24 protein-coding genes and 1 pseudogene are annotated in these 26,122 nt (G+C 67.0%); 11 read left to right on the top strand and 14 right to left on the bottom strand.

The features are described from left to right. Positions 1–90: 90 nt before the first annotated feature. The 5 genes from QZL87_RS01585 to QZL87_RS01565 all read right to left on the bottom strand — a co-directional run bounded on the left by QZL87_RS01585 (position 91) and on the right by QZL87_RS01565 (position 6,307). The gene (locus QZL87_RS01585; RefSeq protein WP_295322965.1) at positions 91–2,187 is read right to left on the bottom strand and encodes a TonB-dependent receptor plug domain-containing protein; all 2,097 of its coding nucleotides are present in this window, start codon (positions 2,185–2,187) and stop codon (positions 91–93) included. Continuing rightward, a complete protein-coding gene (locus QZL87_RS01580; protein ID WP_295322962.1) occupies positions 2,184–2,927 on the bottom strand; it encodes a hypothetical protein in 744 nt (247 codons plus the stop codon). Before QZL87_RS01580 ends, QZL87_RS01585 begins: the two co-directional genes overlap by 4 nt. 114 nt (positions 2,928–3,041) lie before the next feature. After that, positions 3,042–4,757 (bottom strand): M56 family metallopeptidase, encoded by a 1,716-nt coding sequence (locus tag QZL87_RS01575; RefSeq protein WP_295322959.1) that lies wholly within the window; start codon positions 4,755–4,757, stop codon positions 3,042–3,044. Then, positions 4,757–5,131 carry a BlaI/MecI/CopY family transcriptional regulator gene (locus QZL87_RS01570; protein WP_295322957.1) on the bottom strand — a complete coding sequence of 125 codons (375 nt, stop codon included), beginning with the start codon at positions 5,129–5,131 and terminating at the stop codon, positions 4,757–4,759. Before QZL87_RS01570 ends, QZL87_RS01575 begins: the two co-directional genes overlap by 1 nt. Positions 5,132–5,578: 447 nt before the next feature. Next, on the bottom strand, positions 5,579–6,307 hold the full coding sequence (locus tag QZL87_RS01565) for a Bax inhibitor-1/YccA family protein (protein ID WP_295322955.1): 729 nt from the start codon (positions 6,305–6,307) through the stop codon (positions 5,579–5,581). A 166-nt stretch (positions 6,308–6,473) separates the two neighbouring features. On the opposite strand from QZL87_RS01565, the gene thpR reads away from it, so the two are divergent. Next, positions 6,474–7,088, top strand: coding sequence for an RNA 2',3'-cyclic phosphodiesterase (gene thpR / locus QZL87_RS01560; RefSeq protein WP_295322951.1), 615 nt, complete (start codon positions 6,474–6,476; stop codon positions 7,086–7,088). Here the strand turns inward: thpR and QZL87_RS01555 are convergent. Beyond that, entirely contained in the window at positions 6,998–7,486 is a 489-nt protein-coding gene (locus QZL87_RS01555) for a low molecular weight protein-tyrosine-phosphatase (RefSeq protein ID WP_295322949.1), read from the bottom strand. The genes thpR and QZL87_RS01555 overlap by 91 nt on opposite strands. 136 nt (positions 7,487–7,622) lie before the next feature. Here QZL87_RS01555 and QZL87_RS01550 point away from each other — a divergent pair. Next, a pseudogene (locus QZL87_RS01550) lies at positions 7,623–9,258 on the top strand (MFS transporter). A 22-nt stretch (positions 9,259–9,280) separates the two neighbouring features. Here the strand turns inward: QZL87_RS01550 and QZL87_RS01545 are convergent. The 3 genes from QZL87_RS01545 to purC all read right to left on the bottom strand — a co-directional run bounded on the left by QZL87_RS01545 (position 9,281) and on the right by purC (position 14,132). Next, positions 9,281–9,955 (bottom strand): superoxide dismutase family protein, encoded by a 675-nt coding sequence (locus tag QZL87_RS01545; RefSeq protein WP_295322946.1) that lies wholly within the window; start codon positions 9,953–9,955, stop codon positions 9,281–9,283. Between the two features lie 274 nt (positions 9,956–10,229). Further along, entirely contained in the window at positions 10,230–13,121 is a 2,892-nt protein-coding gene (locus tag QZL87_RS01540) for a M16 family metallopeptidase (RefSeq protein ID WP_295322943.1), read from the bottom strand. A gap of 234 nt (positions 13,122–13,355) precedes the next feature. Then, a complete protein-coding gene (gene purC, locus QZL87_RS01535; protein ID WP_295322940.1) occupies positions 13,356–14,132 on the bottom strand; it encodes a phosphoribosylaminoimidazolesuccinocarboxamide synthase in 777 nt (258 codons plus the stop codon). A gap of 334 nt (positions 14,133–14,466) precedes the next feature. Between purC and QZL87_RS01530 the strand changes: the two genes are divergently transcribed. Continuing rightward, positions 14,467–15,390, top strand: a complete 924-nt coding sequence (locus tag QZL87_RS01530) for a crotonase/enoyl-CoA hydratase family protein (protein ID WP_295322938.1) — start codon at positions 14,467–14,469, stop codon at positions 15,388–15,390. A gap of 50 nt (positions 15,391–15,440) precedes the next feature. Here the strand turns inward: QZL87_RS01530 and QZL87_RS01525 are convergent, their stop codons facing one another. The 5 genes from QZL87_RS01525 to QZL87_RS01505 all read right to left on the bottom strand — a co-directional run bounded on the left by QZL87_RS01525 (position 15,441) and on the right by QZL87_RS01505 (position 19,395). After that, positions 15,441–15,659 carry a hypothetical protein gene (locus tag QZL87_RS01525; protein WP_295322935.1) on the bottom strand — a complete coding sequence of 73 codons (219 nt, stop codon included), beginning with the start codon at positions 15,657–15,659 and terminating at the stop codon, positions 15,441–15,443. Between the two features lie 113 nt (positions 15,660–15,772). Beyond that, positions 15,773–16,195, bottom strand: coding sequence for an SRPBCC domain-containing protein (locus tag QZL87_RS01520; RefSeq protein WP_295322932.1), 423 nt, complete (start codon positions 16,193–16,195; stop codon positions 15,773–15,775). Continuing rightward, positions 16,192–16,515 carry a metalloregulator ArsR/SmtB family transcription factor gene (locus QZL87_RS01515; protein WP_295322929.1) on the bottom strand — a complete coding sequence of 108 codons (324 nt, stop codon included), beginning with the start codon at positions 16,513–16,515 and terminating at the stop codon, positions 16,192–16,194. The genes QZL87_RS01520 and QZL87_RS01515 overlap by 4 nt, the downstream gene beginning before the upstream one ends. A gap of 55 nt (positions 16,516–16,570) precedes the next feature. After that, positions 16,571–18,199 carry an alkaline phosphatase D family protein gene (locus tag QZL87_RS01510; RefSeq protein ID WP_295322927.1) on the bottom strand — a complete coding sequence of 543 codons (1,629 nt, stop codon included), beginning with the start codon at positions 18,197–18,199 and terminating at the stop codon, positions 16,571–16,573. 56 nt (positions 18,200–18,255) lie between these two features. Further along, positions 18,256–19,395: a DUF3667 domain-containing protein gene (locus tag QZL87_RS01505; RefSeq protein WP_295322923.1), complete on the bottom strand. Its 1,140-nt coding sequence runs from the start codon at positions 19,393–19,395 to the stop codon at positions 18,256–18,258. 79 nt (positions 19,396–19,474) lie between these two features. On the opposite strand from QZL87_RS01505, the gene QZL87_RS01500 reads away from it, so the two are divergent. From QZL87_RS01500 to QZL87_RS01465, 8 genes are all read left to right on the top strand, one after another. Continuing rightward, positions 19,475–20,953: a glutamate-5-semialdehyde dehydrogenase gene (locus tag QZL87_RS01500; protein ID WP_295322921.1), complete on the top strand. Its 1,479-nt coding sequence runs from the start codon at positions 19,475–19,477 to the stop codon at positions 20,951–20,953. A gap of 78 nt (positions 20,954–21,031) precedes the next feature. Beyond that, the gene (locus tag QZL87_RS01495) at positions 21,032–21,304 is read left to right on the top strand and encodes a ribbon-helix-helix protein, CopG family (protein WP_295322919.1); all 273 of its coding nucleotides are present in this window, start codon (positions 21,032–21,034) and stop codon (positions 21,302–21,304) included. Then, positions 21,301–21,588, top strand: coding sequence for a type II toxin-antitoxin system RelE/ParE family toxin (locus tag QZL87_RS01490; protein WP_295322916.1), 288 nt, complete (start codon positions 21,301–21,303; stop codon positions 21,586–21,588). Before QZL87_RS01495 ends, QZL87_RS01490 begins: the two co-directional genes overlap by 4 nt. Beyond that, a complete protein-coding gene (locus tag QZL87_RS01485) occupies positions 21,585–22,238 on the top strand; it encodes a nicotinate-nucleotide adenylyltransferase (protein ID WP_295322914.1) in 654 nt (217 codons plus the stop codon). Before QZL87_RS01490 ends, QZL87_RS01485 begins: the two co-directional genes overlap by 4 nt. Continuing rightward, complete coding sequence (gene rsfS / locus QZL87_RS01480) at positions 22,235–22,645, top strand: ribosome silencing factor (RefSeq protein ID WP_295322912.1); 411 nt, start codon at positions 22,235–22,237, stop codon at positions 22,643–22,645. The genes QZL87_RS01485 and rsfS overlap by 4 nt, the downstream gene beginning before the upstream one ends. A 210-nt stretch (positions 22,646–22,855) precedes the next feature. Continuing rightward, positions 22,856–23,284 (top strand): 23S rRNA (pseudouridine(1915)-N(3))-methyltransferase RlmH, encoded by a 429-nt coding sequence (locus QZL87_RS01475; protein WP_295322910.1) that lies wholly within the window; start codon positions 22,856–22,858, stop codon positions 23,282–23,284. Further along, positions 23,281–24,498 (top strand): peptidoglycan DD-metalloendopeptidase family protein, encoded by a 1,218-nt coding sequence (locus tag QZL87_RS01470; protein WP_295322908.1) that lies wholly within the window; start codon positions 23,281–23,283, stop codon positions 24,496–24,498. Before QZL87_RS01475 ends, QZL87_RS01470 begins: the two co-directional genes overlap by 4 nt. A gap of 199 nt (positions 24,499–24,697) precedes the next feature. Continuing rightward, positions 24,698–26,086, top strand: coding sequence for a S41 family peptidase (locus QZL87_RS01465; protein WP_295327102.1), 1,389 nt, complete (start codon positions 24,698–24,700; stop codon positions 26,084–26,086). Positions 26,087–26,122 lie beyond the last annotated feature (36 nt).

Here is a 26,122-nt window from a genome sequence, read left to right as displayed (position 1 = left end):
GGATCTCACCATCTCGACCTGACGCACCGGCGAGATCCCGGCCTTCGCCGGGATGACGATTAGGCCAAGACAAGATCAGAGCCCAACCCGTCAGAATGTCCCGCGCACCGAAAAGACGAAGATCGGCCCGATCAGCCGGTCGCGCTGCTCGATGAAGGAAACCGGGCTGTCGCCGCGCACCCCGGTATAGACGGTGCGGTCGCGTTTCGACCGGGCGTTCACCATGTTGGAGATCTGGGCGCGAACGGTGAGGCCGAACACATCCTTGTTCTCGACGAACAGCGACGCCCATATGGGTCCTTCCCAGACCTTGTCGGTCTGGTTGCGGCGGTAATTGGGCTGGTAGTGCGAATATTCGAGGTCGCCGCCCCACGCCCAGTCGCTCGCGGGAATGTCGTGGCGCAGGCCCAGTTCGACGACGGTGTCGGTGAAGCCGCTCCACTGCCGCTTCTCGCCGGTGAAGGGATCGCGCAGCGAGCTTTTCTGCAGCAGCAGGCGCGTGTTGAGCCGCACTCCCTTCAGCCCCGCGGGGTCGAGGTTGATGGTCGAGGTCCAGTCGATCGCGCCCGCCCTCGCCTTCGCGATATTGCCGACCGCCTCGCCCGTCTCGCCGATCGGGATCACGTCGACGCGATCCTCGACGTCGCGGTAGATGAAGATCAGCTTGGTCGACCCCCAGGGACCCAGCTTCTTGTTGATCTCGCCCTCGTAGGTCCAGTCCTGCTGGGGGCGCAGGTCGTTGTTGCTCGCATTCTGGTTGCCGTCGTTGAGGAAGGCGCGCGCGAGAAAGTCGTAGAAGGAAAGCTGCAGCACGCGCCGCCTGAGCTTGACCGATATATCGAAATCGGCCGAGGGCGCCCAGGCGAGCGAAATCGATCCTTTGGGCCGGAAGAAGCTGCGCGTCAGGCCGTTCGCGCCGGTCTGGGTGATCGTCGAATGTTCGGCGCCGGCGATGATCTGGAAATTGAGCTTGTCGGTCAGCTTGCGGCCGAAGCTCAAAAGCCCTTCATAGCGATCCTCGCTCACCCCGCCGGTGCCGCCTTCGAAGGGAATATCGACGAAATCGCCCGAGGGATCGAGCACCGCGAGCGACGCGACATTGTCGAGCGTGTTGAACGCCGCCTCGCCCGAGAGCTGCCAGTCGCCGCCGAACATCTTCCATTGATATTCGCCGCGCCCGATCGTCTCGCCGAGGTCGCCCGTCTGCATGAAGCGGTCGCCGGTGGCGATACCGCCTTCGGGGGTGGTCACGATTTCCTGGCGATAGGGTTCGTGGCTGAAGCGGCGGAGCCCGATCAGCTTGAGCTTCCCCGGTCCGAGCCCGAACTGGTAATCGCCGCCGATCTCGTAATTCCAGCTGTCGGCCTTTTCGCGCACGGTGCGGATGCTGTCGGGCAGCCCCGGGCCGCTGCGCACGCCATCCTCATAATAGCGGTCATATTTGCGCTGATAATGGCCGCCGAAATTGGCGACGGTGTCGCCCGCCGGATCCCATGTGATGCGCCCCGACAGCTTCGGCGTGTCATAATGGGTGTGCCAGATATCCTTGCGCCGCTCGATGATATGGCCCGCGCCATCGTAAATGAGCGTGGGGCCGCCCGCGCCGCTGCGCGCCGAATCGTCGTTGTTGAGCGACGCCTCATATTCGATCTCGCCCGACCGCCCGCGCACCGACACGTCGGCGCGCGTGAACAACGGGTCGGTGTAGTGCGGGCGGAACTGCGGCTTCCACGAAAACTGCCCCGAAATGCCGTCGGCGCGATAGACGATATTGGCGACCTGCCCCGACAAGCCCGGAATATCGAGCGTCGCGCCATCGACGATCTCGATCCGCTCGACATTGCCCGCGGGGATGCGCGAGAGCTGCGTATACATGTCGTCGGCCTTGTTCGATGGCCGCTTGCCGTTGAACAGCACATTGCCGGTCGCCTGTCCCAGCCCGCGCAGTTCCTCGCTGTCGCGGATCTGGAAACCCGGCACCTGGTTCAGCATGTCATACGCGTTGACGGGCGCGTAGCGCGTGAAGTCGGCGGGGGTGTAGACCTGCCGCGCCGGCATGGTCGCGGTGGGCGCGATCTCGGTCGCGGCGGGCGGCGGCGTATCGCCGCTCGGCACCGCCGTCTCCTGCGCCAGTGCCGGGTTGGAAAGCGCGGCAGCGATCGCCGCGAGGCTGGTCGCTCGCCTCACTTGGCGCCCCCCGCCGCGCGGTTCATCGCCTGCGCATATTCGCCCGTCACGCCCATCGCCTTCATGCCCACGACCTCGTCGGCGCTCAATTTGCGATACCCCGCCGCGGCGAGCCCGCGCACATAGGCGCCATCGACGCCGAGCGCCTTGCACGCGATCGCATCCTCGACGTCAGTGAGCACCAGTGCCTCGGACTTGAGGTCGCGCACATATTCGGGCCGCACATCGAGCGCGGCGGCGGCGATCAGGTCGTCGGCGTCCTTCGGCCGCACGCCCTCGCGCGTCAGCCCGTCGGCCAGCTCGATAGAGGCATCGACGAGCAGCATCGCGAGCAGCGACGAACGCTGGTCGGGCGCGAGGCCGCGCTCGGCGAGCTGGCGTTCGAACGCGGGATCGGAGGTGAAACGGCATTCGCCCTGCCCCTCGAAAGCGCGCGTCAGCGTGCCGGTGCAGGACAAGGTGCCCGCGTCGTGCGCGACCCGAAAGCTGACGGGTCCCGGCGTTGTCCGGCGAAGCGCCGCTTCGGCGCCGGCGAAATAGGGGCGCGAGCCATCGAAACTCTGGTCGCTGCTCGATTTCCGGTGCTGGATGCGGATGCGCGGGGCGTCCTTCTTCCCGCTTGAAGGCTCGGCAACCCAGCGCACGTCGGTCAGCACCAGCGGATCGGCGGCGGCGCTCGGCGCCGAACAGGCGAGGATCGACAGCAGCGCGGTACCGCCGGCAAAAAACAGGGCCTTCATATGGTGCACTCCTCCCTCCGTGCGCCAGGCGAGCGTCATCGCTCGCCGCCGCAGCGGCGTTTTTCAAACAAGGTTTCGATCAATCGTCGGCGCGTTCGGACGAACGTCCGGGCGTCAGTCGTCGGGCGCGGTAGGCGGCGCCGGGGGTTCGGGCGTTGCGGGTATTTCGATCCGGGCGATCCGGCCATCGGCGCGGCGCGCCTCGATCACGCCGCGTTCCATGTCGAGGACCGCGACATCGCCGCCGCGCACCGCCTTTGCGACCGGTCGCGGCGTTGCCGGGGGACGGGCCTTCGCGCTGGGCCGGAACGCGCCCACCGCGCGCAATTCGATCGCATCGTCGGCATCGCGCATCCTGACGCCCGACCGCTGCATCTCGGTGACGAAATCGCAGTCGACCCCCATCGCCTTCAGCGCGATCAGATCGTCAATCCCCACCCCCGGAAAATGCGACCGCATGTCGCGGGCAAAGGCCGCATCGACGCCGACATGGCGCGCGCCGACCAGATCGTCGAAGCCGGCGCCGGGAATGATGGCGCGCATCTGCCGGATATAGGCGGGGTCGATCCCGCTTGCCTTGGCCGAGATGATGTCGTCGGCGTCGATCGATCCGCCGCTTTCGCGCAATTTCTCGACATATTCGGGGGTCACGCCGACCGCGCGCATCCCGACGAGCTGTTCGGCGGTCAGCGGCTTCGACGTGGCCGTCGCGGCCCCCTCGACCGTGGCGTCGCTTGCAACCGCAGCCGCCTGCGACGTCGCGCTTGTCTTTGTTGTGGTGGAGGCGGCGACAGCGTGGACATCCGCCGCCGCCTCGGGCTTCGCCGTCGCCGAAAAGGCGGCGAGCGGCGCGGTGACGCCGGCGAGCAGCACGAGGCTCATCAGCATCCAGCTCGCGCTCGCCGGGCCGCGCCGCAGGCTGCCGTCGAGTACGCGAGTGATCCGGCGCTTCAGGCTGTTCTTGCCCGGCGCGACGCCATGCGCGGCGAGCAGTGCGCCCTGATTGTCGTGGCGCGCCGCGCCGACCAGCAGCGTCGCATAGTCGGGGCCGTCGATGTCGGCCATCAGCACCGCGTCGTCGGCGGCTTCCTCGCGCAATTGATGGCTCTCGCGCGCCAGCATCCACACGAGGGGATTGAACCAGAAGACCGCGCAGGCGATGCGCGCGCCGAGCAGCTTCGCCCAGTCGAGCCGCGCGACATGCGCCAGCTCATGCGCGATGATCGCCTCGGCCTCCCCCGCCGCCGCGACGGCTTTCGGGCTCAGCACGATCGTCGGGCGCAGCACGCCCCAGCTGATCGGCGAACGCAGCTCCTTGCTGACCAGAAGCGCGGTGCCATGCTTGAACCCCATCCGCCGCTGCGCTTCGGCAAGCGCCGACAGCCACGAGCGTTCGACCAATATCTCGGCGCGTCCGCGCATCGCGAACAGCCGCACGACCGCGAGCGCCATCACTCCGCACAGCAGGACGAGCGGGACAAGATAGAGAAAGGGGGCAAGGTCGCTCCAGTCGACGACGATCGGCGTCGATCCGGCCCGATCCACCACGACAGGGACTGAAGCCGTGGCGGCGGCCGGATCGATCGCCGATCCCCCGGTTGCCCCTGTTTCGAGAGCGGACGCGGCAAACCAGCTCGCGGGCAGCGGCGCCCATTGCGGCAGCAGCAGAATCGCGGCAGGCAGCGCGAGCAGCGCCGCGAGCCCCGCATGCGCGATCATCGACCGTTCACCCGCCGAGCGCGCCCGCGCGAGGCGGAGCAGCGCCAGCGTCAGCGCCGCGACGACGGCCGATTTCCAGGCGAGGCTCAGCAATATGGCGGCGGTCAGCATCACCCTCTCCCTTCGCGTGCCTTGGCGATCATCTTTTCGAGCTCGTCGAGTTCGTCACCCGTCATCTCGTCCTGCATCCCGAGCAGCGCCGCGGCGGCGCTCGTCGCCGATCCGTTGAAGAAGACCCGCACCACCTGGCTCAGCGCCGATTTGCGCGCGGTCTTGTCCGACACGCTCGGCGCATAGACGAAGCCGCGCTCCGACCCTTCGCGCACAACGAAACCCTTGGTCTCGAGCCGCTTGAGCATCGCGCGGATCGCCGACCCCGACAGCGGGTCGGCGAGCGCATCGCCGATCTCGGTGACCGTGGACGCGCCGCGCTCGTACAATATGTCGACGATTTCGCGTTCCCGCGGGGGCAGACTGGACAGCATTCGAATCACCTCATGCGCTACATTTGTAGCGTGCTACATTTGTAGCGCATGCTTGGCAAGGGGTTTTATTCGAATAATACAGGCGCGGCTGCCCGAAAGCCCGCACCGCCCAAGAAGGAGGGCGATTATATCGATCGCAAACGTGCCGCAGGACGGCGCTTTTGGGGTGGGGAGCGACGTTAGGTTCCATCAAGCCCCTCCCCTTCAGGGGAGGGGCAACGAAGACTTGGCAGCTTGCTGCCTAGTCGCAGTGGGGTGGGGGCTATCGGCCTCGCGCAAGGCCGATGGCCCCCACCCCAACCCCTCCCCTGAAGGGGAGGGGCTTTCTTCTCTCAACGTCCGCTTCCGGCCATACCATTACCCTGTTTGCAAACGACATAATCGCCAAAGAAAGAGCCCGGCGGATCGCTCCGCCGGGCTCGCTGATGTCGTCCGTGTCCGGTCCGCTTATTCGCGGCTGCCCAAGAGGTTGAGCAGGAAGGTGAACATGTTGACGAAGTCGAGGTAGAGCGTCAGCGCGCCCATCACCACCGACTTGCCGACAAAGTCGGTCCCGCGGACATAGAAATACATGCTCTTGATCTTCTGCGTGTCATAGGCGGTCAGCCCTGCGAAGAGCAGCACGCCGATGACGCTGATCGCGAGGCTGAGCGCGGTCGACTGCACAAACATGTTGATCAGCATCGCGACGAGGATGCCGACGACGCCCATGATCAGGAAGGTGCCGAAGCCCGACAGATCCTTCTTGGTCGTATAGCCATAGAGGCTGAGACCGAGGAACGCCGCCGCGGTCGCGAAGAAGGTTGTCGCGATCGACGTCGCGGTAAAGGCAAGGAAGATCGTCGACATCGACAAGCCCATCACCGCGGCATAGACCCAGAACAGCGCCTGCGCGGCGCCGGTCGAGAGCTTGTTGATGCCGAAGCTCAGCACCAGCACGAAGGCCAGCGGCGCGAGCATCACCACCCACATCAGCGGGCTGCCGATCATCGAGGCGGTAAAGCCGCTGTTGAACGCCAGCATCGCGACGATGCCGGTCAGCAGCACGCCCGAGCCCATATAATTGTAAACCGACAGCATGTACGACCGCAGACCGGCATCGACGGCCTGGTCCATTGCGTTCGCGCCGGCCCCGAAACCGGAAGCCGCCATATTGGGGTCGTTCCAATTCGCCATTTTGCATCTCCATAACCGGCCAGCCCATACCGGCCGTGTCGACAATATCGGGGGTTTGCCCGCGGGTTTCAAGCGAAACCGGACGTCAGCAACATTCCAGCAACATTATTGCCCCGCGCGCAAACGGGGGTCGCGGTGCGACGCATCGCCGCCTATGCTGTCGGGCATGTCCACGCACCGCCTGTTCGTCGCGCTGCGCCCGCCGCGTCCGGTCCGCACCCTGTTGCTCGCGGCGATGCACGGCATTTCGGGCGCGCGCTGGCAAAGCGACGAGCAGCTTCACCTGACGCTGCGCTTCATCGGCGAGGTCGATCGCCATCGGGCCGAGGATATTGCCGCGGCGCTGGGCGCGCTTTACGCGCCCGCCGTGACCGCGCGGATCAACGGAGTCGGCCTGTTCGAGCGGCAGGACCGGCCACATATGGTCTGGGCGGGGGTCGAACCGCACGAGTTGCTCGCCGCGCTGCACCGCAAGGTCGATCAGCTGCTCGCGCGCGTCGGGGTCGCGCCCGAAACGCGCGCTTTCGTTCCGCATATCACGCTCGCGCGGCTGAACCGGGCGTCCGGGCCGGTCGCGCCCTTCCTCGCGCAGAACAGCGATCTTGCGAGCCCGCCGTTCGCATTCGGCCATGTCACACTCTATGAAAGCGAAATGGGCCATGGCGGCTCACGCTATCATCCGGTCGCGCGTTATCCGTTGGACGAAAATTCGGCGACGAGCGCCGCGGCGACCGCCGAGACATCGTCCCACGTCGCCGCGAAGCCGTCGTCCCTGCCATAATAGGGATCGGTCACGCCCTCTCCGCCGCGTCCGGGGAGGAGATCGAGCATCAGCCGGAGGTCGGCGGTCGCATCGGCCGGGCGAATCGCCCGCGCGTCGCGCAGGTTCGCCTCGTCGGCGGCGAGGATCAGGTCGAAATCGTAGAAATCGTCCGCCGACAACTGGCGTGCGCGCAATCCCGATATGTCGATGCCGCGGCGCCGCGCCTCGGCCTGCGCGCGGTCGTCGGGCGGATGGCCGACGTGCCAGTCGCCCGTCCCCGCCGAATCGAGCCGGACGTCGATCCCGGCACGGGCGAAAGCGGCGCGCGCCGCGCCTTCGGCGAGCGGCGAGCGGCAGATGTTGCCAAGGCAGAGGAAGAGGATCGCGGGTTTCGCAATGTCTCCATCTTCGCGCATGTTCGATTTGCCTCCGTATAAAGTTGAACCGACTTTCAACTTGCGCCCGCGCCCGGCTCTGCTAGCGATGGATCGCAAACAGATAATGGATGAGGGAGAGGGTTGCCAGATGGCCGATACCGCCAGCGAAAACGACATGTCCGGCGTCCCGGCCCCGGCCGAGCCGAAAGCCACCGGTTACAGCTGGTACGTCCTGTCGGTGCTCGTCGTCGTCTATATCCTCAATTTCATCGACCGACAGATCATCAGCATCCTCGCAGTCGACATCAAGGCCGATCTCGGCCTCTCCGACGGCGACATGGGCTTCCTCGGCGGCGCGGCCTTCGCGGTCTTCTATGCCCTGTTCGGCATCCCGCTCGGCCGGCTCGCCGACAATTGGAGCCGCGTCAAATTGCTGTCGATCGGGCTGACCCTGTGGTCGGCGATGACCGCGGCATCGGGCCTCGCCTATAACCAGCTCACCCTGACCTTCGCGCGCATGGGCGTCGGCGTCGGCGAGGCGACCGCGAGCCCGACCGCCTATTCGCTGATCTCCGACTATTTTCCGAAGCGGCAGAAGGCGACCGCGCTCGCCATCTATTCGTCGGGGCTTTACCTGGGCGGCGGCGTGTCGCTGTTCATCGGCGCGCTGGCCCGGCAAGCGCTCCTCGGCCACCACCTTCCCGCTGTTCATCGGCGCGCTGATCGTCGAGGCGTGGAACAACGCCTATCCCGCGGGCGGGCCCATGGGGCTCGTCGGCTGGCAGGCGGCCTTCCTCGCGGTCGGCGTCCCCGGGCTGCTGCTCGCGCTGTGGGTCGCGAGCCTCCGCGAACCCGTGCGCGGCGCGATGGACGGGACCCCGAGCCCGAGTTCGCCGACGCCCTTCCGCGAATTCGGCAAGGATTTGTCGATGATCGTGCCGCCGCTGACGCTGATCGGCGCCGCGAAGCGCGGCCCCGCGGCGCTGGCGATCAACCTCGGCTTCGCCGCCGCGATCGCCGCCTTCGCCTGGTGGATGATCGAGCTGACGGGCAATCTCCCGCAATGGTCGGCGGTCGGGATCGGCTATTATGCGGTCTTTTCCTGGGCATGCACGCTGCGCGCGCACGACCCCGCGACCTTCCGGCTGATCTGGGGCACCCCGGCGTTCCTCTGCACGACGCTGGGTTATGGCCTCGTCGCGCTCGCGGCCTATGCCATCGCCTTCTGGTCGGCCCCCTATGCCGAGATCGTGCTCGGGCTGCCCAAGCAGGAACTCGCCTTCATCCTCGGCGCGAACGGCGCGGTCGCCGGCTTCGTCGGGGTGATCATCGGCGGCCGCGTCGCCGACGCGCTGCGCGCGCGCAATCCCGCAGGGCGCATCCTGATGATCCTGTTCGGCGTCGTCGCGCCGATCGTCCCGATCTGGATCGGCTATACGACCGCGAACGGCACGCTCTTCTATGTCATGAACTTCCTCGCCGGCATGTTCGGCGCGGCGGCGCTCGGCGCCGCGGCGGCGACGACGCAGGATCTGGTGCTGCCGCGGATGCGCGGCACGGCGACCGCCGCCTTCTTCCTCGGCACCACGCTCGTCGGCCTGTCGTTCGGCCCCTATATGGTCGGGCAGATTTCGGACCTTGCCGGGACCATCGTCGACGGCAAGCCGGTCGGCGACCTGCGCACGGGCATATTGTCGCTGATCGGCGTCGCGCCGATCGCCGTCGCGCTCTTGCTCTATGCCTATCGCGCGGTGCCGGGGGCAGAAGCGACGATCGCCGAACGCGCCGCCGCGGCGAGCGCGCCGGCCTAGGGCCGGCGCGCGGGCGGCGAGTTTACTCGCCGCCGCCGCGGACGATCACGCCGCAGGCGACGCGGCCGCCGCTGTTGCCGCTGGGGTCGGTCTTGTAATCGTCGGGCCCGGCGTGGATGACGAAGGCGGCGCCGTCGGCGTCGAGCAGCCCGCCGTCGCCCTCGAAGCGCGAGCCGACGAGGCGCAGCGTCGCACGGCCGATCTGGTCGGGTTCGATCACGAGATTGGGCAGGTCGCCATGATGCGCGCCCATCGGATTTTCGCGGCCATGCTGTGCGCCGGTCGGGTTCCAGTGCGGGCCCGCGCTCGCGAAGTCGGGCGGAACGCACTGACCCACCGCGTGGACGTGCATGCCGTAAGTGCCGGGACCGAAGCCGCGCGCGACGAGTTCGATGCGCAGGCCCGAGGCGTCGCGATAGATGTCGGCGCGGCCGCGATCGGCGCCCTTCGAATCGGTCAGCTGGGCATGGGCGTCGGCGGGCGGCAGCGTGCTCGTCGCCTTCCCGCCCGTCCCGGCGCATCCGGCGAGCGCCAGCGCCCCGGCGAGGACGAAGCCCCCCGCGATGAAATGCTTATGGTGCGAACGCGTCGTCATCTTGCTGCTCCCTGTCTTGACCATCGGAATCGGAACGCCATGGCGGCGCATTTCGATCCGTTCGCCGACGATGCCCGTATTTGCCGCCGGTTCCAAGGGCATAGTCGGATTTCGGGGGCAGGACGGCGGCGTGCGGATTCCGGATGTTGGGGTCGGCCGGGCTGGAATGGCCGAAAGGGGGGTGGTGAGCGGCCATAGCCCTCTCCCCTTCAGGGGAGAGGGTTGGGAGAGGGGGCCGAAGCGTTTCAAGCCCCTCTCAACTTCGGCTAGCCGGTAAAACCGGCAAGCCTTCGTATCTCTCCCCTGAAGGGGAGAGAGCAATCGCGCTTCGGCCGCTTTTCGGCGGAAAACCGCCATCCGCCCCGAACGCCGCTGGTCAGCTTCCCGCCTTGTCGCTCACCGCCTTGATCACCAGCGCCTTGTCGTCGGCGAGGTAGCGGCGTGCGAGCGCCTGCAGTTCGGCGGGCGTCGCCGCCTCGACCTCGGCTATCCCGTTGCGGCTGCGGTCGAGGCGGTCGGCGTGAGTCGTGGCTTCGGCGACATAGGTCAGCCAATAGCTGTTCTCGCGCCGCGCCTTGACCATCGCCTCGACGAGCGGCCGGCGCGCGCGGTCGATGAGGTCGGCGTCGACCGGCTTGTCGCGCAGTTCCTTCGCGATGGCGAAGATCGCCGCGCGCGTCGTCGCCAGATCCTTGTAATCGACGTTGCTCGCCGCGAAGAGATGACCATAGCCCGGAAATTCGTCGGACAGGCTCGCCGCGGCACGCGGGCTATAGCTTTCGCCGAGCCGCTCGCGCAGTTCCTCGGTCAGCATCAGCTGCATCACGCGCGCGAGCAGGTTGAGCCGCATCGCCTCGGCGAGGTCGCTGTCGTCGCGCGCCGGCCAATAGACGCGCAATTCCGCCTGCTCGGCGGGCCCCTTGTGGATCAGCGTGCGTTCGCTGCGGTCGGTCGCATATTGTCGGACGCGCGCGTCGGCGCGCGGATCGAAGGCGGCGCGACGTTCGGGCAAGGCGCCGAAGGTCGCGGCGATCGCGTCGATCGCCGCCTGTTCACCGATGTCGCCGACGACGCCGATTTCGATCGCGCCATGCGCGAAGCTGTCGGCGATGACGGGTTCGAGCTGTGCCCAGTCGAGCGCCATCACGCTTTCCAGGGGCGGGGTCTGCGACCGCGGATCGTCGTTGGCGAGAATGCCCCCCGCATCGCGGCCGAGCACCGCCGCCGGGGTCGCGTCGTTCGCGGCATATTGCTGCGGCAGCACGCGGCGGATGAGCGCGAGGCCGTCGGCGCGATAGCCGGGGTGCGTGAGATAAGCCGCCATCAGCTTGGCCTGCAGCGCAAAATTCTCGGGCGAGGTCACCGCGCTGCCGCCGAAGCTGTCGGTGGCGTTGCCGAAGACCGGGCTGATCGTCTTGCCCGCGAGGATCGAGCGCAGCTCGTCATAGCTGTGCGCCTCGAGTCCGCCCAACATCAGTGAACCGGCTAGCGCAACTTTGGTCGGATCGTCGCGTGTCGCGAGCAGATTGCCGCCGTCGACGCGCAGCGACAGCATGACCTTGTCCTTCTGGAAATCGGTCGTCTTGATGTTGAGCATCACATTGTTGGCGAAGCGGATGCGGCGGATGCCGAGATCGTCGACGCGTTCGTCGCTGACGATCTTCCCCGGCGTGCCGAAATCATCATAGGCGAAGGCGGCGTTCGCGGCTTCGGTCGGCGCAGCGACCGCCACCTTCATCGAAGCCTGCAGGCCGGCGAGGATCGCGGCGGTGCCGCCCTCGACCGGGACCTTCGTCGTCACGCGCGCGAGCGGCGGGCTCAGCCCCTCCATACGCGCCCGAAAGGCGGCGGTCACCGCGGCGGCATCGAGCGACGGCGCCGCCGCCTCGAACAGCGCCTGCGAGGTTTCGGGGCGCGTGAAGACGAAATCGCCCTCGGCCGCCGACACCAGCGCGTCGGCGAGCGTCTCGCTGCGCCGCGTCGTCACGCCCGCGACGGCATTGCGGAAGGCGGTGCGGCGGATCGCGAGCTGCTCGTCGACCTCGGCCTGGGTGAAGCCATGCTCGACGGCGCGGCGCTGTTCCTGCTCGACGAGCGCGAGCGCCTCTTTCCACGCGCCTTCCTTCGCGACCGCTCCGACGGTGACCTGGTCGAACTTCTTCCAGCCCGACGCGTCGCTGAAATAGCCGGTCAGGATCGGCGAATCCTCGGTGAGCGCGATCTTCGCGAGCCGGCGGCTGACGATCGCCTCGCCGACATCCTCGGCGAGCTTGCGCGCGCGTTTCGCCTTGGTGTCGGGCTCGTCGGCCCAGGGCTTGAAGCGCGCGATCGTCACCGAATCCTGGATCGCGGGGTCGACGAAATCGTCTGCCGCCGCCGCGCGGTCGTAATCGACATCGCCGATGTCGGGATCGGCGCCCGCGGGGCCGCGCCCTTTCCAGTCCGAGAAACGCGCCTTGATCTTCGCCTCGACCGCCGCGGGATCGAAATCGCCGACCATCACCAGCGTCGCACGCTCGGGGCGGTAATAGCGGTCGTAGAGGTCGCGGATGCGCGCGGCGGGCGCGGTGCGGATTACCTGTTCGGTGCCGACGGGGATGCGGCTTGCCACCGTCATTCCCCGCATCTGGAAGTCGAGCTGGTCGATCAGGCTGCGCAGCTGATAGGTGTCGCGCGCGCGCCGTTCGGAAAGGATGATGCCGCGTTCGCGGTCGACCGCCGCCGGGTCGATCGTCAGTTCGCTCGCGGTCTCGCGCATCAGCATCAGCCCGGTGTCGATCAGGTCGTCCGAAGCGTTCGGCAGGTCGAGCTTGTAGATCGTCTCGTCGAAGCCGGTCGAGGCGTTGGTGTCGGCGCCGAAGGCGAGGCCCTTGCGTTCGAGCAGCTTGATCATCTCGCCCTCGGGCACGTTGGTCGATCCGTTGAACGCCATATGTTCGAGGAAATGGGCGAGGCCGCGCTGGTCGTCGGCTTCGGCGAAGCTGCCGACGTCGAAGCGCATGCGGAGCACGACGCTGTCCTTGGGCGTGCTGTTTTTGAGCAGCGCATATCTCATCCCGTTGGGCAGCACGCCGAAGACGATGTTCGGATCGACCGCTATGTCGCTGGCCGCGAAATTCCAGGCCTTTGCGGCCTCGCCCTGCGGGTTGACGGGGGCGCTCGCGGCGGGCTGTGCCGCTTCCGTAGCGAGGAGCGGCGCGGAGCAGACGGCGAGAAGGGCCAGCGGCGACAGCGCGACAGAAACGCGCCGGAAGATGCGGATGGTCATCGCCCCGTTCTGGCTGCCTTTTCCCGGGCGTCAAGGCGCGATCAGGGCTCCGGCGGACGTTTTTCGATGAGCGACATGCGCCACCGACGGGCGATGAGAAGCGGCATCGAAAGAAAAGGACCGCGCCTCCCGCGAAGGCGGGAGCCCATCTCCTGCCGGTTCGATTTTGCGCGATCCGGAGATGAGTCCCCGCCTTCGCGGGGACACACCATTTTCTGACCACAGGGTGAGGCCTCAGCCCTTCTTCTTGCGGTGGCTGTCGAGGTCGAGCACGGCATTCTCGCCGCCCTCGGGCAGCAGGCCGAGCCGGCGCGCGACTTCCTGATAGGCTTCGACCTCGCCGCCGAGGTCGCGGCGGAAGCGGTCCTTGTCGAGCTTTTCGTTCGTCGTCATGTCCCACAGGCGGCAGCCATCCGGGCTGATCTCGTCGGCGAGGATGATGCGGCTGAAATCGCCCTCGTAAAGACGGCCGAATTCGAGCTTGAAGTCGATCAGGCGGATGCCGACCGCGGCGAACATTCCGCTCATGAAGTCGTTGATGCGGATCGCCATGTCCTGGATGTCGTGGAGCTCGTCCTGGCTGCACCAGTTGAAGCAGGCGATATGCTCCTCGGCGACAAGCGGATCGCCGAGCGCGTCGTCCTTGTAGCAATATTCGATCAGCGTGCGGGGCAGCTGCGTCCCCTCTTCGATGCCGAGGCGCTTCGACAGCGTGCCCGCGGCGACGTTGCGCACGATCACCTCGATCGGCACGATCTCGACCTGGCGGATGAGCTGTTCGCGCATGTTGAGGCGGCGGATGAAATGCGTCGGGACGCCGATATTGCCGAGCAGCGTGAAGACATGCTCCGAAATGCGGTTGTTGAGCACGCCCTTGCCGTTGATCGTGCCGCGCTTCTGCGCGTTGAACGCGGTCGCGTCGTCCTTGAAATACTGGATCAGCGTGCCCGGTTCGGGGCCTTCGTAGAGGATCTTGGCTTTGCCTTCGTAGATCTGGCGGCGGCGGGCCATGGCGGTCAACTTTCTGTCGGAACCAAATGAATGACCCCGGCAAGGCGACTCATGGACGAGGCGCGGCGCCGGGGCGGTCGCGCGCCCTATAGCGGCAAAGGTCGGGCGCGTCATCCCCGGCTTCTCCATCCCATCTTTTGTCATTCTCCCCTTCGTCATTCCCGCGAAAGCGGGAACCCAGCAGCAACGTTGGACTGGGTTCCCGCTTTCGCGGGAATGACGAAATTTTAACGACAATCGCCGGTCAATGCCGCCCCTAGCTTTACGTTTACGTAAAGTGCTTGCAATCATGCGCACCGCTTGCGACGCTGACGGAAAGCCAAGGAGAGAGAATATGAGCTTCGACCAGATTCGCCTCGACCGCCACGAAGGCATCGCGCTGCTGACGCTGCACCGCCCCGACCGGATGAATGCCTTCACCACCGAAATGATGCTCGAGATTGTCGCGGCGCTCGACGAATGCGACGCCGACGACGGTGTGCGCGCGGTGATCTTCACGGGGGCGGGCGACCGCGCCTATTGCGCAGGGGCGGATCTGGGTCAGGGCGCGGCGACCTTCGATTATGACAAGCGCACCGACAAGCAGGCGATCCTGCCCGACGGCATGGCGGCGAGCCCGGTGGCGGAGGATGGCACGATCGACTGGTCGCACCCGCTGATCCGCGATTCGGGCGGGCGCGTGTCGATGCGCATCTTCGACTGCAAGAAACCGGTGCTCGGCGCGATCAACGGCGCCGCGGTCGGCATCGGCGCGACGATGACGCTGTCGATGGACGCGCGGCTCGCGAGCGAAACCGCGCGCTACGGCTTCGTCTTCGCGCGGCGCGGGATCGTGCCCGAGGCGGCGTCGAGTTGGTTCCTGCCGCGCCTCGTCGGCATCCAGAACGCGGTCGACTGGTGCTATTCGGGGCGGCTGATCCCCGCGCAGGAAGCGCATGAAAAAGGCCTCGTCCAGTCGGTTCACGCCCCCGGCGCGCTGATCGACGCCGCGATCGCCAAGGCGCGCGAGCTGACCGAGCATAGCGCGCCGGTGTCGGTGGCGCTCACCCGCCACATGCTGTGGCGGATGCTCGGCGCACCGCACCCGATGAGCGCGCACCGCTGGGACAGCCGCGCGATCTTCGCGCGCGGGCGCAGCGCCGACGCCGCCGAGGGCGTGTCGAGCTTCCTCGAAAAGCGCGACGCCAACTTCACCGTCAGTGTCGCGAACGATTATCCCTGGTTCGCCGAATTCGAGGATGCGCCGCCCTATAGTTGAGCCCGCCCAAGCATCCATAACGTCATCCCGGCGAAGGCCGAGATGACGATTCAAGCGACGTTGGCGCTGCCACGCTTCCTGAAATAAGGCCGGAAGAACATGTAAAGGCCCGAGAAGGTCAGCAGGAAGAGCGGCGGGAGCGGCAGGTAATAGACCCACTCCGCCGGCTCGCGCCCAAGGCCGAGCGTCGCGAAAATGGCGAGGACGATCACGGTAAAGAGGATCGATACCCAGCGATGGAACTGCCGTATCCAGAGGTTCCAGTTCATAAGATTCCTTTCTTACTTCGATCCGTCATCCGGCGAAGGCCGGGATCTCACCCTACCGGTATAACGCAAAGGCGAGATCCCGGCCTTCGCCGGGATGACGTAAGAACAATGGTTCAGTCGAGACCGGCCACGACCTTCTCGAGATTTTCGAGATGGATGCGCCAGCCGCTCTTGGCGCCGCCGAAGGCCTGCTTCTGGTCGGGACGGAAGCCGACCTGTTCGAGACGCAGCAGCGTTCCCGCCGCCGTCGGTTCGAGCGTGAACATCACCGTGCTGTCGAGCCGGTAGGCCGGATCGTCATGCGCGTAATTCCAAGTGTAGGAGAGGCTCCGTCCCGGCTGGACCTCGAGGATCTCGCAATCGACATGGCCCCAGTCGCCGCGCAGCTGGAAACGATGGCCGAGGTCGAGGCCGAAGTCGTTCTTCATCAGCCATTCCTCGATCAGGTGCCGCGTCGTCAGCGCGCGCCAGATCTTTTCGGGCGGGTGCGGGATTTCGCGCTCCACGGTAACACTACGCACGTCGGTATTGGTCATTGATCCATCCTTTTGAGCAAATCTTCGAGATCGTCGAACCGCGCTTCCCAGAAGCGGGTCATGCGCCCGGTCCAGTCGACCAGCGGCGCGAGCGCGCGCTGCTGCGCGCTGTAGTGCGTCTGGCGTCCCTCGTGTCGGTCGAGGACCAGCCCCGCCTGCTTGAGTATGCCGAGATGCTTCGACACCGCGGGTTGCGAAATGCCGGCGCCCGCGGTCAGCGCGCCGACCGTCGCTTCGCCGTCGAGGCAAAGCCGCTCGAACAGCGCGCGCCGCGTCGGGTCGGCGAGCGCCCGGAACAACAGGTCGGGTGACGATGTCATTTAATCCATAACTCCTTGGCTATGGATTTTTCATAACCATCTAGTTATGAATATGTCAAGCGTCGTATTTTCGATGGCCGCGCGTCGCCGTCATGCTGTGGGTGCCTTTGAGCCCCGGCCTATGGCTGCGGATCGTTTCGACGCTGTGCCAGTTCGCGGTCACCCGCTCGCGCGTCAGCTGCACGGTGACATAGCCGCGATCCGCGGTGTTCGCCCATTTGAGCTGCGGCGATGCGGCGCGCAGCGCCGACACGCGCGCGGCGTCCGAAATGCCGGGCGTATAGGCCTCGAACCCGGGCGAGGTGACGCTGTGCCCGGCGATCTCGATCCCGGCCGGGCGGCCGCCGTGCGTCAGGTCGAACGCCCATGCGTTGTGGCTGTCGCCCGACAGCATGACGAGATCGGCATCGGCGCGCTGCGCCGCCGCGAGCAGGCGGCTGCGCGCCGCGGGATAGCCGTCCCAGCTGTCCATGTTGAGCGGCAGACCGACGCGGGCCGCGAGTTGCGCCGTCTCGACGCGGCGCCGGACGGTATCGGGCTGGTCGGCCCCGAACCAGTTCCGCGATTCGGGCGGCGTGAACAGGCTGCCCATCACGATCTGCTGCGCGCAGACCTGCCAGCGCGTGCCGTTCTTCACCGATTGCGCCAATCCGTCGAACAGCCATCGCTCCTGATCCGCGCCCATCAATTGCCGCGCCGGATCGCGATAATCGCTATCGGCAAATTGCCTCAGCGCCGCCAAGGGATCGCCCTTGCCCGCCAATATATCGCCGAGGTCGAAGGGCCTGTCGCGCGCGGTGATGCGCGTTTCGGGCAGGAAGATCGTCGCGAGATCGCCGGCCTGATAATGGCGCCAGCGCATGTCGGCGACCGGCATCCATTCGCCATGCGCGCGCTCGGCGGCGGCTTCGCGGACGCGCCAGTCGCCCTCGCCGTCATTGTGATTTTCGGCGCCGCCCTTCCAGACGTCGTTCGCGAATTCATGGTCGTCCCACTGCGCGATCATCGGGAACAGCGCATGGAGGCGCTGGAGGTCGGGGTCGGCACGATAGGCAGCGTAGCGGAGCCGATAGTCGGCGAGGCTCACCATCTCGTGCGTCGGCTGGATGTCGCGGCCGGGCAGCGCGTCCTTGAGCGAGGGATAGTCGCCGGCCCGATATTCATAGAGATAGTCGCCGACGTGCGCGACGAGGTCGATGTCGCCCCGCGCCGCGGCGTGGGCATAGGCGTTGAACCAGCCGAAGGGCAGGTTCGCGCAGGAAAAGAGCGCGATGGTGAAGGCGCGCGTCGGACCGGCGGGAAGCGTGCGGGTGCGACCGGTGACCGACATGGCGCCATCGGGGGCGACGAAGCGGTAGAAATACCAGCGGCCGGACGCGAGCCCGTCGACGACGATCTTCGCGCAATGATCGCGCTCGCCCTTCGCAGTGACGCTGCCGCCCGCGACGATGCGCGCGAAATCGGCGCTTTCGGCCAGCTCGACGGTCAGCGCGGTGTCATTCGCCGCGGCATAGCGCGTCCACAGCAGCACCGAGTTGGCGCCTGGCTCGCCGCTCGCGACGCCGTGAGTGAAACCCTGCGCCAGCGCCGCGGCCGCTGCGCCGGGCAAGGAAAGCGCGGCGAGTCCCGCGGTGCCGAGCTTGATGAGCAGACGACGATCGATCTCGTGCCACAATGGATGCACCGCATGTCCTCCCGCGTCGCCGGTTCTGTGGCCCGTTTTTGTTACAGCTTTCCTGTCTATCCGCTGATCCCGACCGCGAGCAGCAGCAGCATGAACCCGATCACCGCGAACAGGCTGAAATAGAGGAGCAGCGTCGCGCGCACGAGCGATGCGAGCCGCGACGAGCGATAGGCGCCGCGCAGCTGGCGATACATGTGAAAGGGCGCATAGAGCATCGCGAAAAAGGTCGCGAGTTCGCCGAAGATCGTCAGGTTCAAGAGCCGCACGACGACGAACAGCAGCAGCATGAAGGAGATCGAATAGGTGACGAAGACGAAATGATCGTAGGTGTGGAAACGCCGGCTGAACGGAAAGAGCAGCCACATGAAGGGCAGCGACAGCGGGATCAGCGCCCAGGCGAATTTATAGGCGTTCGCCTGGAGCTTGTAGAGGACGAGCGCGGGATTGGCGAACGCCTTTTCGAGCCCATGGTCGATGAATGGCACGCCCGTGTCGACCTTGTTCCGCGAGACGAAATCGACGCTCGTCATCACCTGCTCGGCGGGATTTTTCAGCACCGGCGGACCGGCGGCGCGGTCGGCGTCACGCTCGGCCTTGCTGCGGCTGCGCGCGACGCCGAGATAATCGGCGCTCTTTTGAAGGACCTGGCGTTCGGCCTGCAGCGCGTCGCGCCTGGCGGCGGGCAGGTCGGCCCGCGCCAGCTCGGCGTCGATCCGGTCGACCTCCTCCTGCATGCTGTCCTTGATCGCGGCGGCGCGCGTCTGTTCGGCCGCCTCCCTCGCGATTTCCTCGCCGACCCCGCCGCCGGCACCGACGATCGAAAGCACCGCATAAGTGAGGAAGACCGCGAACAGGAACAGCGCGAGCGGCGAAATGAAACGCGCGCGCTCGCCATGGATATAGCGCCGCGTCAGGTCGCCCGGCCGCCACGCCAGCAAGGGGAGCGTGTTCCAGATCTTGCCCTCGAAGTGGAAGATCGCGTGGACGAGGTCGTGCCCGATCGCGCCGAAGCTGCGATGCACGTCGGCGCGCTGTCCGCAATGGTGGCAATGCGAACCAGTGAGGCTGGTGCCGCAATTGAGGCAGCGTAGCGGCGCGTGCCCGTGCGCTTTGCCCTCACCATGCCGCGATTCGACCGCGCGCGCCGCAAGGCCCGCGGTCACCGCGCTGCCGATACCCTCGATATCCCCTGTCATGGCGCCCTGCCTAAAGCCGCGCGGCGCAGGGCGCAACGGGGCTTTCGGGAGTCGGGCGAAACATGATAGTGGCCGCGCCATGAACGCCGAAGCCCTGACCGCCCCGCCGCTGCCCGGCGATGCCGCCGCCCTGATCGCCGACATGGGCGCGCGCGCGCGCGCCGCGGCGAAACGGCTCGCGCTGACGCCGACCGCGGACAAGGCGGCGGCGCTGCGCGCTGCGGCGGCGGCGATCCGCGCACGGTCGGCCGAGATACTCGCCGCCAATGAAGAGGATATGGCGGCCGGGCAGAAGAACGGCCTGTCGGGCGCGATGCTCGACCGGCTGCGGCTCGACGACACGCGGCTCGGCGGGATCGCCGGCGCGATCGACGCGGTCGCGGCGCTGCCCGATCCGGTCGGCGTCGAGATCGACCGCATGACGCGCCCCAACGGGCTGATGCTGAGCCGTGTACGCGTGCCGCTCGGCGTCGTCGGCATCATCTATGAAAGCCGCCCCAATGTCACCGCCGACGCCGCGGCGCTCGGGCTGATGTCGGGCAATGCCGTGATCCTGCGCGGCGGCAGCGAGGCCTTGCATTCCAACGTGGCGCTGGGCCGCATCCTGCACGGCTTCGGCCGGCAGCGCGGCTGCCTGCAGGCCGGCCTGCACGACGCGGCCGCGCTGTGCCTGAAGTCCGGCAACGCCACCATCCTGCGCGGCGGCAGCGAGGCGGTGCATTCGAACCGCGCGATCCACGCGGCCTTCGCGGCGGGGCTGGTCGAGACGGGCCTCTCCGCCGACGCGGTGCAGCTCGTGCCCACGCAGGACCGCGCGGCGGTCGGCGCGATGCTGCGCGCGCAAGGGCTGATCGACATCATCATACCGCGCGGCGGCAAGGGCCTTGTCGCGCGCGTGCAGGACGAGGCGCGCGTGCCCGTGCTCGCGCATCTCGACGGGATCAATCACCTCTATATCGACGGCGCCGCCGACCCCGCGAAGGCGATCGAGCTCGCGGTCAACGCCAAGATGCGCCGCACCGGCGTCTGCGGCGCGACCGAGACGATCCTGATCGATCACGCCTATCCCGCCCCGCTCGCGATCGTCGACGCGCTGGTCGCCGCGGGCTGCGAAGTGCGCGGCGACAAGGACATCGCGGCGCTCAACCCACATGTCGAACCCGCAAGCGCCGGCGATTGGGACTGCGAATATCTCGATGCGATCGTGTCGGTCGCCATGGTCGAGAGCCTCGCAGGCGCGCTCGCGCATATCGACGCGCATTCGAGCCGCCACACCGACGCGATCGTCACCGAGGATCTGGCGGTTGCCGACCGCTTCCTGACCGGCGTCGACAGCGCGATCGTCATGCACAACGCCTCGACGCAATTCGCCGACGGCGGCGAATTCGGCCAATGGGCGCAGGCCTGCACCTGCTGCACCGCCCGGCACAGCTCGGGCTGGACTCGCACCCCGATTCCGTGCTCGTCTGCGACGGCGGCGAATTCGGCCTCGGCGCCGAAATCGGCATCGCGACGGGGCGGCTGCACGCGCGCGGGCCGGTCGCATTGGAAGGGCTGACTACATACAAATGGCTGGTGCGCGGGGATGGGCAGGTGCGTCCTTGAATCATTTGTATACAAGTGATACAAGCATTTCATGGACTCGACATCGCCTATTACGACGCGGCTGGACGCAGCCACGCTCGAAATACTGGACCGGCTGGCCCAGCGTTATGATCGCTCGCGATCTTGGTTGGTTGCCCAAGCCGTCCGACAGTTCGTCGAACGCGAAGCCGAGATGCTTGCGATCATCGAGGAAGGCGAGCGGTCGGCCCGCGAGGAGCCGCTGATCTCGCATGAGGAAATGCTGCATTTGATCGACGCAAAACGCGCCGAACTGCGCGCGCGTCGAGATAAAGCCGCGGCGTGATCAACGTTCAATGGTCGCAGGCCGCGACCGAGGACCTGCTTAAAAACGCCGACAGCCTTTTTCTGGTGGATTTCGATATCGCCGATGCGCTTTTGACCGAAGCCAGACGTGCAAGTGATTTTCTCGCCCTGACGCCCCATGCCGGATCGCTTGTCGATGCAACGGGGCTTCGCAAATGGCGCCTCGGCCAGCTACCTTTTGCCTTGCTCTACGATGTTAGCGCCGAACGACTCCTCGTCCTGCGCGTGATCCACCTGCGCAGCGACTGGCAGTCGCTCCCATGATTCCCACCGGCCTCCTCGGCGGCAGTTTCAATCCCGCGCATGGCGGGCATCGCGCGATCAGCCTCAATGCGATCGAGGCGCTCGGGCTCGACGAATTGTGGTGGCTCGTCTCGCCCGGCAATCCCTTGAAGCCAAAAGCGGGAATGGGACCGCTTCGCGCGCGGCTCGGTTCGGCGCAGCGGATGGCGCGGCGGTCACCGATCCGCGCGACCGCGATCGAGGCCGAACTCGGCACGCGCTATACGGTCGATACGCTCAAAAAGCTCGTCCGGCGTTACCCGAACCGCCGCTTCATCTGGATCATGGGCGCCGACAATCTGGTCCAGCTGCCCCAATGGCGCGACTGGCGGGAGATCGCGCGATTGATGCCGATTGCGGTGATCGCGCGTCCGGGCTATAATGACCGCGCCCATGCAAGACGTGCGATGGGATGGCTGCGGCGATTTGTCCGGCCCGCAGACCAGAAAAGCCATTGGACAGACTGGAGACCGCCCGCCCTCGTGTTCCTGCGATTTTCGCCCGATGTGCGATCCGCGACTGCGATACGGCAGGCCAACCCCCGCTGGTTCGAACGCTATGAAGGCCGCGCGCTGCGCGACCCGCTGACGCGTTCATGGCTGGTGGAACCGACCGAGAAAGGACGCATTTGATCTCCGCCGACAAGGGTGACGCGCCTGGCGCCGCACCCGCCCCGACGTCTTCGGACGACAGCGTGGACGCGCTCCACGCGCTGATTCTCGACCAGCTGGACGAGGATCAGGCCCAGGAAACCATCTCCATCCCGCTTGCCGGCAAGAGCAGCATCGCCGACCATATGGTGATCGCGAGCGGCCGTTCGACGCGCCACGTCTCGGCGATCGCCGAGAAGCTGGCGCAGCGGATCAAGCAGGAAGCGGGCCGCAGCGTTCGCGTCGAAGGCCTGCCCAACGCCGATTGGGTGCTGATCGACGCGGGCGACGTCATCGTCCACCTGTTCCGCCCCGAGGTGCGCAGCTTCTACAACCTCGAGCGCATGTGGTCGTTCGGCGACGCGCCGCCGGTTGCGGCCGCGAATTGACGCTGCCGCGCTCCTCCGACTAAGGACGGAGCGCAAGCACCAAAAAAGCTCGTCATTCCCGCGAAGGCGGGAATCCAGCTTTTTAAGTGCTCGGACGCCGCGGCGACGCTCGAAACCGCGACGCCGCAAAGCGGGATTCCCGCCTTCGCGGGAATGACGATTGGGGGTGTCATGGACCGCTGTAGACAGCCCGATGGAGGCTGAGACCCCATGCTTCTCCACATCATCGCGCGCGGGCGCATCGGGCGCGGGCCCGAGGCCGAGCTGGTCGAACGCTATATGAAACGCGTGACCTGGGCGCGGAAGATTTCCGAACTTCCCGACACCGGCGGGCGGATGCCCGCCGCGGCTGACAATAGCCGCACGATCCTGCTCGACGAGGGCGGCGAGCAGATGTCCTCGCTCGAATTCGCAAGGCTCCTCGAAAAGTGGCGCGACGGCGGGGTGCGCGAGGCGCGTTTTTGTCTGGGTGCCGCCGACGGCTTCACCGCGCAAGAGCGCGAGGGCGCGGACAAAGTCATCGCCTTCGGCCGCGCGACCTGGCCGCATCTGATGGCGCGCGCGATGCTCGCCGAACAATTGTGGCGCGCGACGAGCATCGTCGCCGGCCACCCCTATCACCGCGAGGGCCGGCAATGAGGCGCGCGTTTGCCGCGCTTGCGACGACCGCCGTCTTCGCGGGCGGTGCGCTCGCGCTCGCGCAGGGCGATATTTTCGACCCCGCGGCGATCGCCGCGCACGAGCGCGAACAGCTGATCGACGCAAAGCAGCAGTCGGCGGCGGCGATGGCGCGGAGCGCGCTGCTCGAAAAACAGGCGGCCGCCGCAAGCAGCGAGGCCGATCGCCTCAAGAAGCGCAGCGCCGCGCTTGCCGCGCGCATCCAGTCGGCCGAGGCCGACATCAGCGCCGGCGAGGCGCGCGTCGCGCTCGTCGCGCGCCGGCTGTCGGCGCAGCGCGCGCGGCTCGCCGAGCAGCAGCAACCCTTGCTCGAACTCGCCGCGTCGCTGCAGCAACTCAGCCGCCAGCCGCCGGTCAGCGTGCTCGCGCAGCCGGGCTCGCTTTCCGACATGGTTCATGCTCGCGCGGTGATCGACGCCGCGATGCCGGTGATCGAGCGCCGCACCGTCGGCGTTCGCCGCGAACTGACGGCGCTCGACACGACGCGGCGGCAGCAGGCGATCGCGCTCAAGGCGCTGTCGGCGAGCAAGGCGCAGCTCGCGCACCGCCGCGACGCGCTCACCCGGCTCGAGAATGAAGGCCGGCTGCGCTCGCGCGAACTGATGAGCAGCGCGCAGCTCGAGGCCGACCGGGCGTTGGGGCTCGGCGAGAAGGCGCGCGACATCGTCGAACTGATGGATTCGCTCGAGGCTGACGGCGCGGTGCGCGCCGAGCTGGCGCAGCTCGCGGGGCCGATCCCGCGGCCGCGCAATCCCGAAAGCAGCATCTCCGCCGCCGCCGCACCGCCTGCCGCGACGGACGCCGAACTCACGCGCGGCGCCTATCGCCTGCCGGTCGTCGGACGCATCGTCACCGGACTTGGCGAAGTCGACGAAAGCGGCGTGCGGTCGCGCGGCATCACGATCGCGGCGCGACCCGGCGGACAGGTGATCGCCCCCGCGCCCGGCCGCGTCGGTTTCGCCGGCGATTATCGCGGCTATGGCAAGATCGTCATCATCGACCATGGCGGCGGCTGGGTCTCGCTGCTCACCGGCATGATCGCGCTGTCGGTGGGAGTCGGCGATACGGTGGACGCAGGCGCGCCGGTCGGCCGCGCGGGATCGGACGACAGCCGCATCACGGTCGAACTTCGCCGCGCCGGGCGCCCCGTCGACGTCGTCGCGATGATCGGCTGATCCTTGGGGTTTGATCATTCTGGATCGAAGCGCCGCCTTCTTCTTCGTCATCCCGGCGAAGGCCGGGATGACGATTCAGGAGTGCTTTTGTCGCTGTCCCGCATGGGGATGCGCCGCTTGACCCGCGCAGATTTGCATAGGATGATGGCGCGCCGGGGTTTATAAGGCGGGCTTGCTCTCGCCCGAGTGAAAGATGGAAATGACCGACTCGACCAAGACCGCCGCTTCTCCGAAACGCCGCTTCGCGCTGTGGCAGGGCGCCGCCGCGCTTTCGACGCTGGCGCTCGTCCCGCTCGCGACCGGCGCAATGGCGAGCGTCGATTCGAAGACGCAGGAAGAAATCGCGCGCTTCATGGACGTCTATCTCGAAGTGAAGGCGAATTATGTCGAGCCGGTCGAGGATTCGAAGCTGATCGAGGGCGCGATCAACGGCATGCTCGCCAGCCTCGACCCGCATTCGGGCTATCTCGACGCGCGCGGCTTTTCGAACCTGCGCACCCAGACCGACGGCGAATATGGCGGGCTGGGCCTGTCGGTGACGATGGAGGACGGCGTCGTCAAGGTGATCGCGCCGACCGCCGACACCCCGGCCGACCGGGCTGGGATCAAGGCGGGCGATTATATCACCCATATCAACAAGGAACTGATCTTCGGCATGACGCTCGACGAAGCGGTCGAGCAGATGCGCGGCCGCCCGGGCACGCCGATCGACATCACGATCGTGCGTGAGGGTCAGGATAAGCCGATGGAGATGACGCTGACCCGCGAAATCATCGACCTGAAACCCGTGAAATGGGAAGTCAGCGGCGACGTCGGCGTGCTCACCGTCACCAATTTCTCGGCCGATGCGACCGCCGACCTCAAGGCCGCGATGATGGCGGTCGAAAAATCGCTGGGCAAGAAGCCGCGCGGCTGGATCCTCGACCTGCGCTCGAACCCCGGCGGGCTGCTCGACGAAGCCGTCGGGATCAGCGACCTGTTCCTCGAACGCGGCGAGATCGTCTCGCAGCGCGGGCGCAAGAAGGGCGACATCGAACGCTATTTCGCCGAGCCGGGCGACGCGGCGGGCGGCGCACCGGTGATCGTGCTGATCGATTCGGGATCGGCCTCCGCCTCCGAAATCGTCGCGGGCGCGCTGCAGGACCAGCATCGCGCGGTCGTGATGGGCGAACGCAGCTTCGGCAAGGGATCGGTGCAGACGGTGCTGCCGCTGAGCGACACCACGGCGCTGCGCCTGACCACCGCGCGCTATTACACGCCGTCGGGCCGCAGTGTGCAGGAAGGCGGGATCGACCCCGACATCGAGGTGCCGCAGCTCAGCGACCCCGACTATGCCTCACGGCCCAAATTCCGCGAAAGCGACCTGCGCCGCCATCTGATCAACGAGAAGAAGGTCGACGACGGCCTGCTCGAAAAGGATGAAAAGGCCGATCCGCGCTTCACCGCGACCGCGGCCGAGCTCAAGGAAAAGGGCATCGAGGACTTCCAGCTCCACTATGCGCTGCAGACGATCGGACGGATCGGCCCGGGCACGGCGCGCATGGCGCAGGCCGGCAAAGCTGGCGCCAAGCCCGCGCGCCGCAACTGACGCCCTCTTTGCCCATGTCCTCCTATTCGTCATCCC

It is taken from the genome of uncultured Sphingopyxis sp., assembly GCF_900078365.1.
Taxonomy (GTDB): domain Bacteria; phylum Pseudomonadota; class Alphaproteobacteria; order Sphingomonadales; family Sphingomonadaceae; genus Sphingopyxis.
This window is presented reverse-complemented; position numbering and strand designations above follow the sequence as displayed.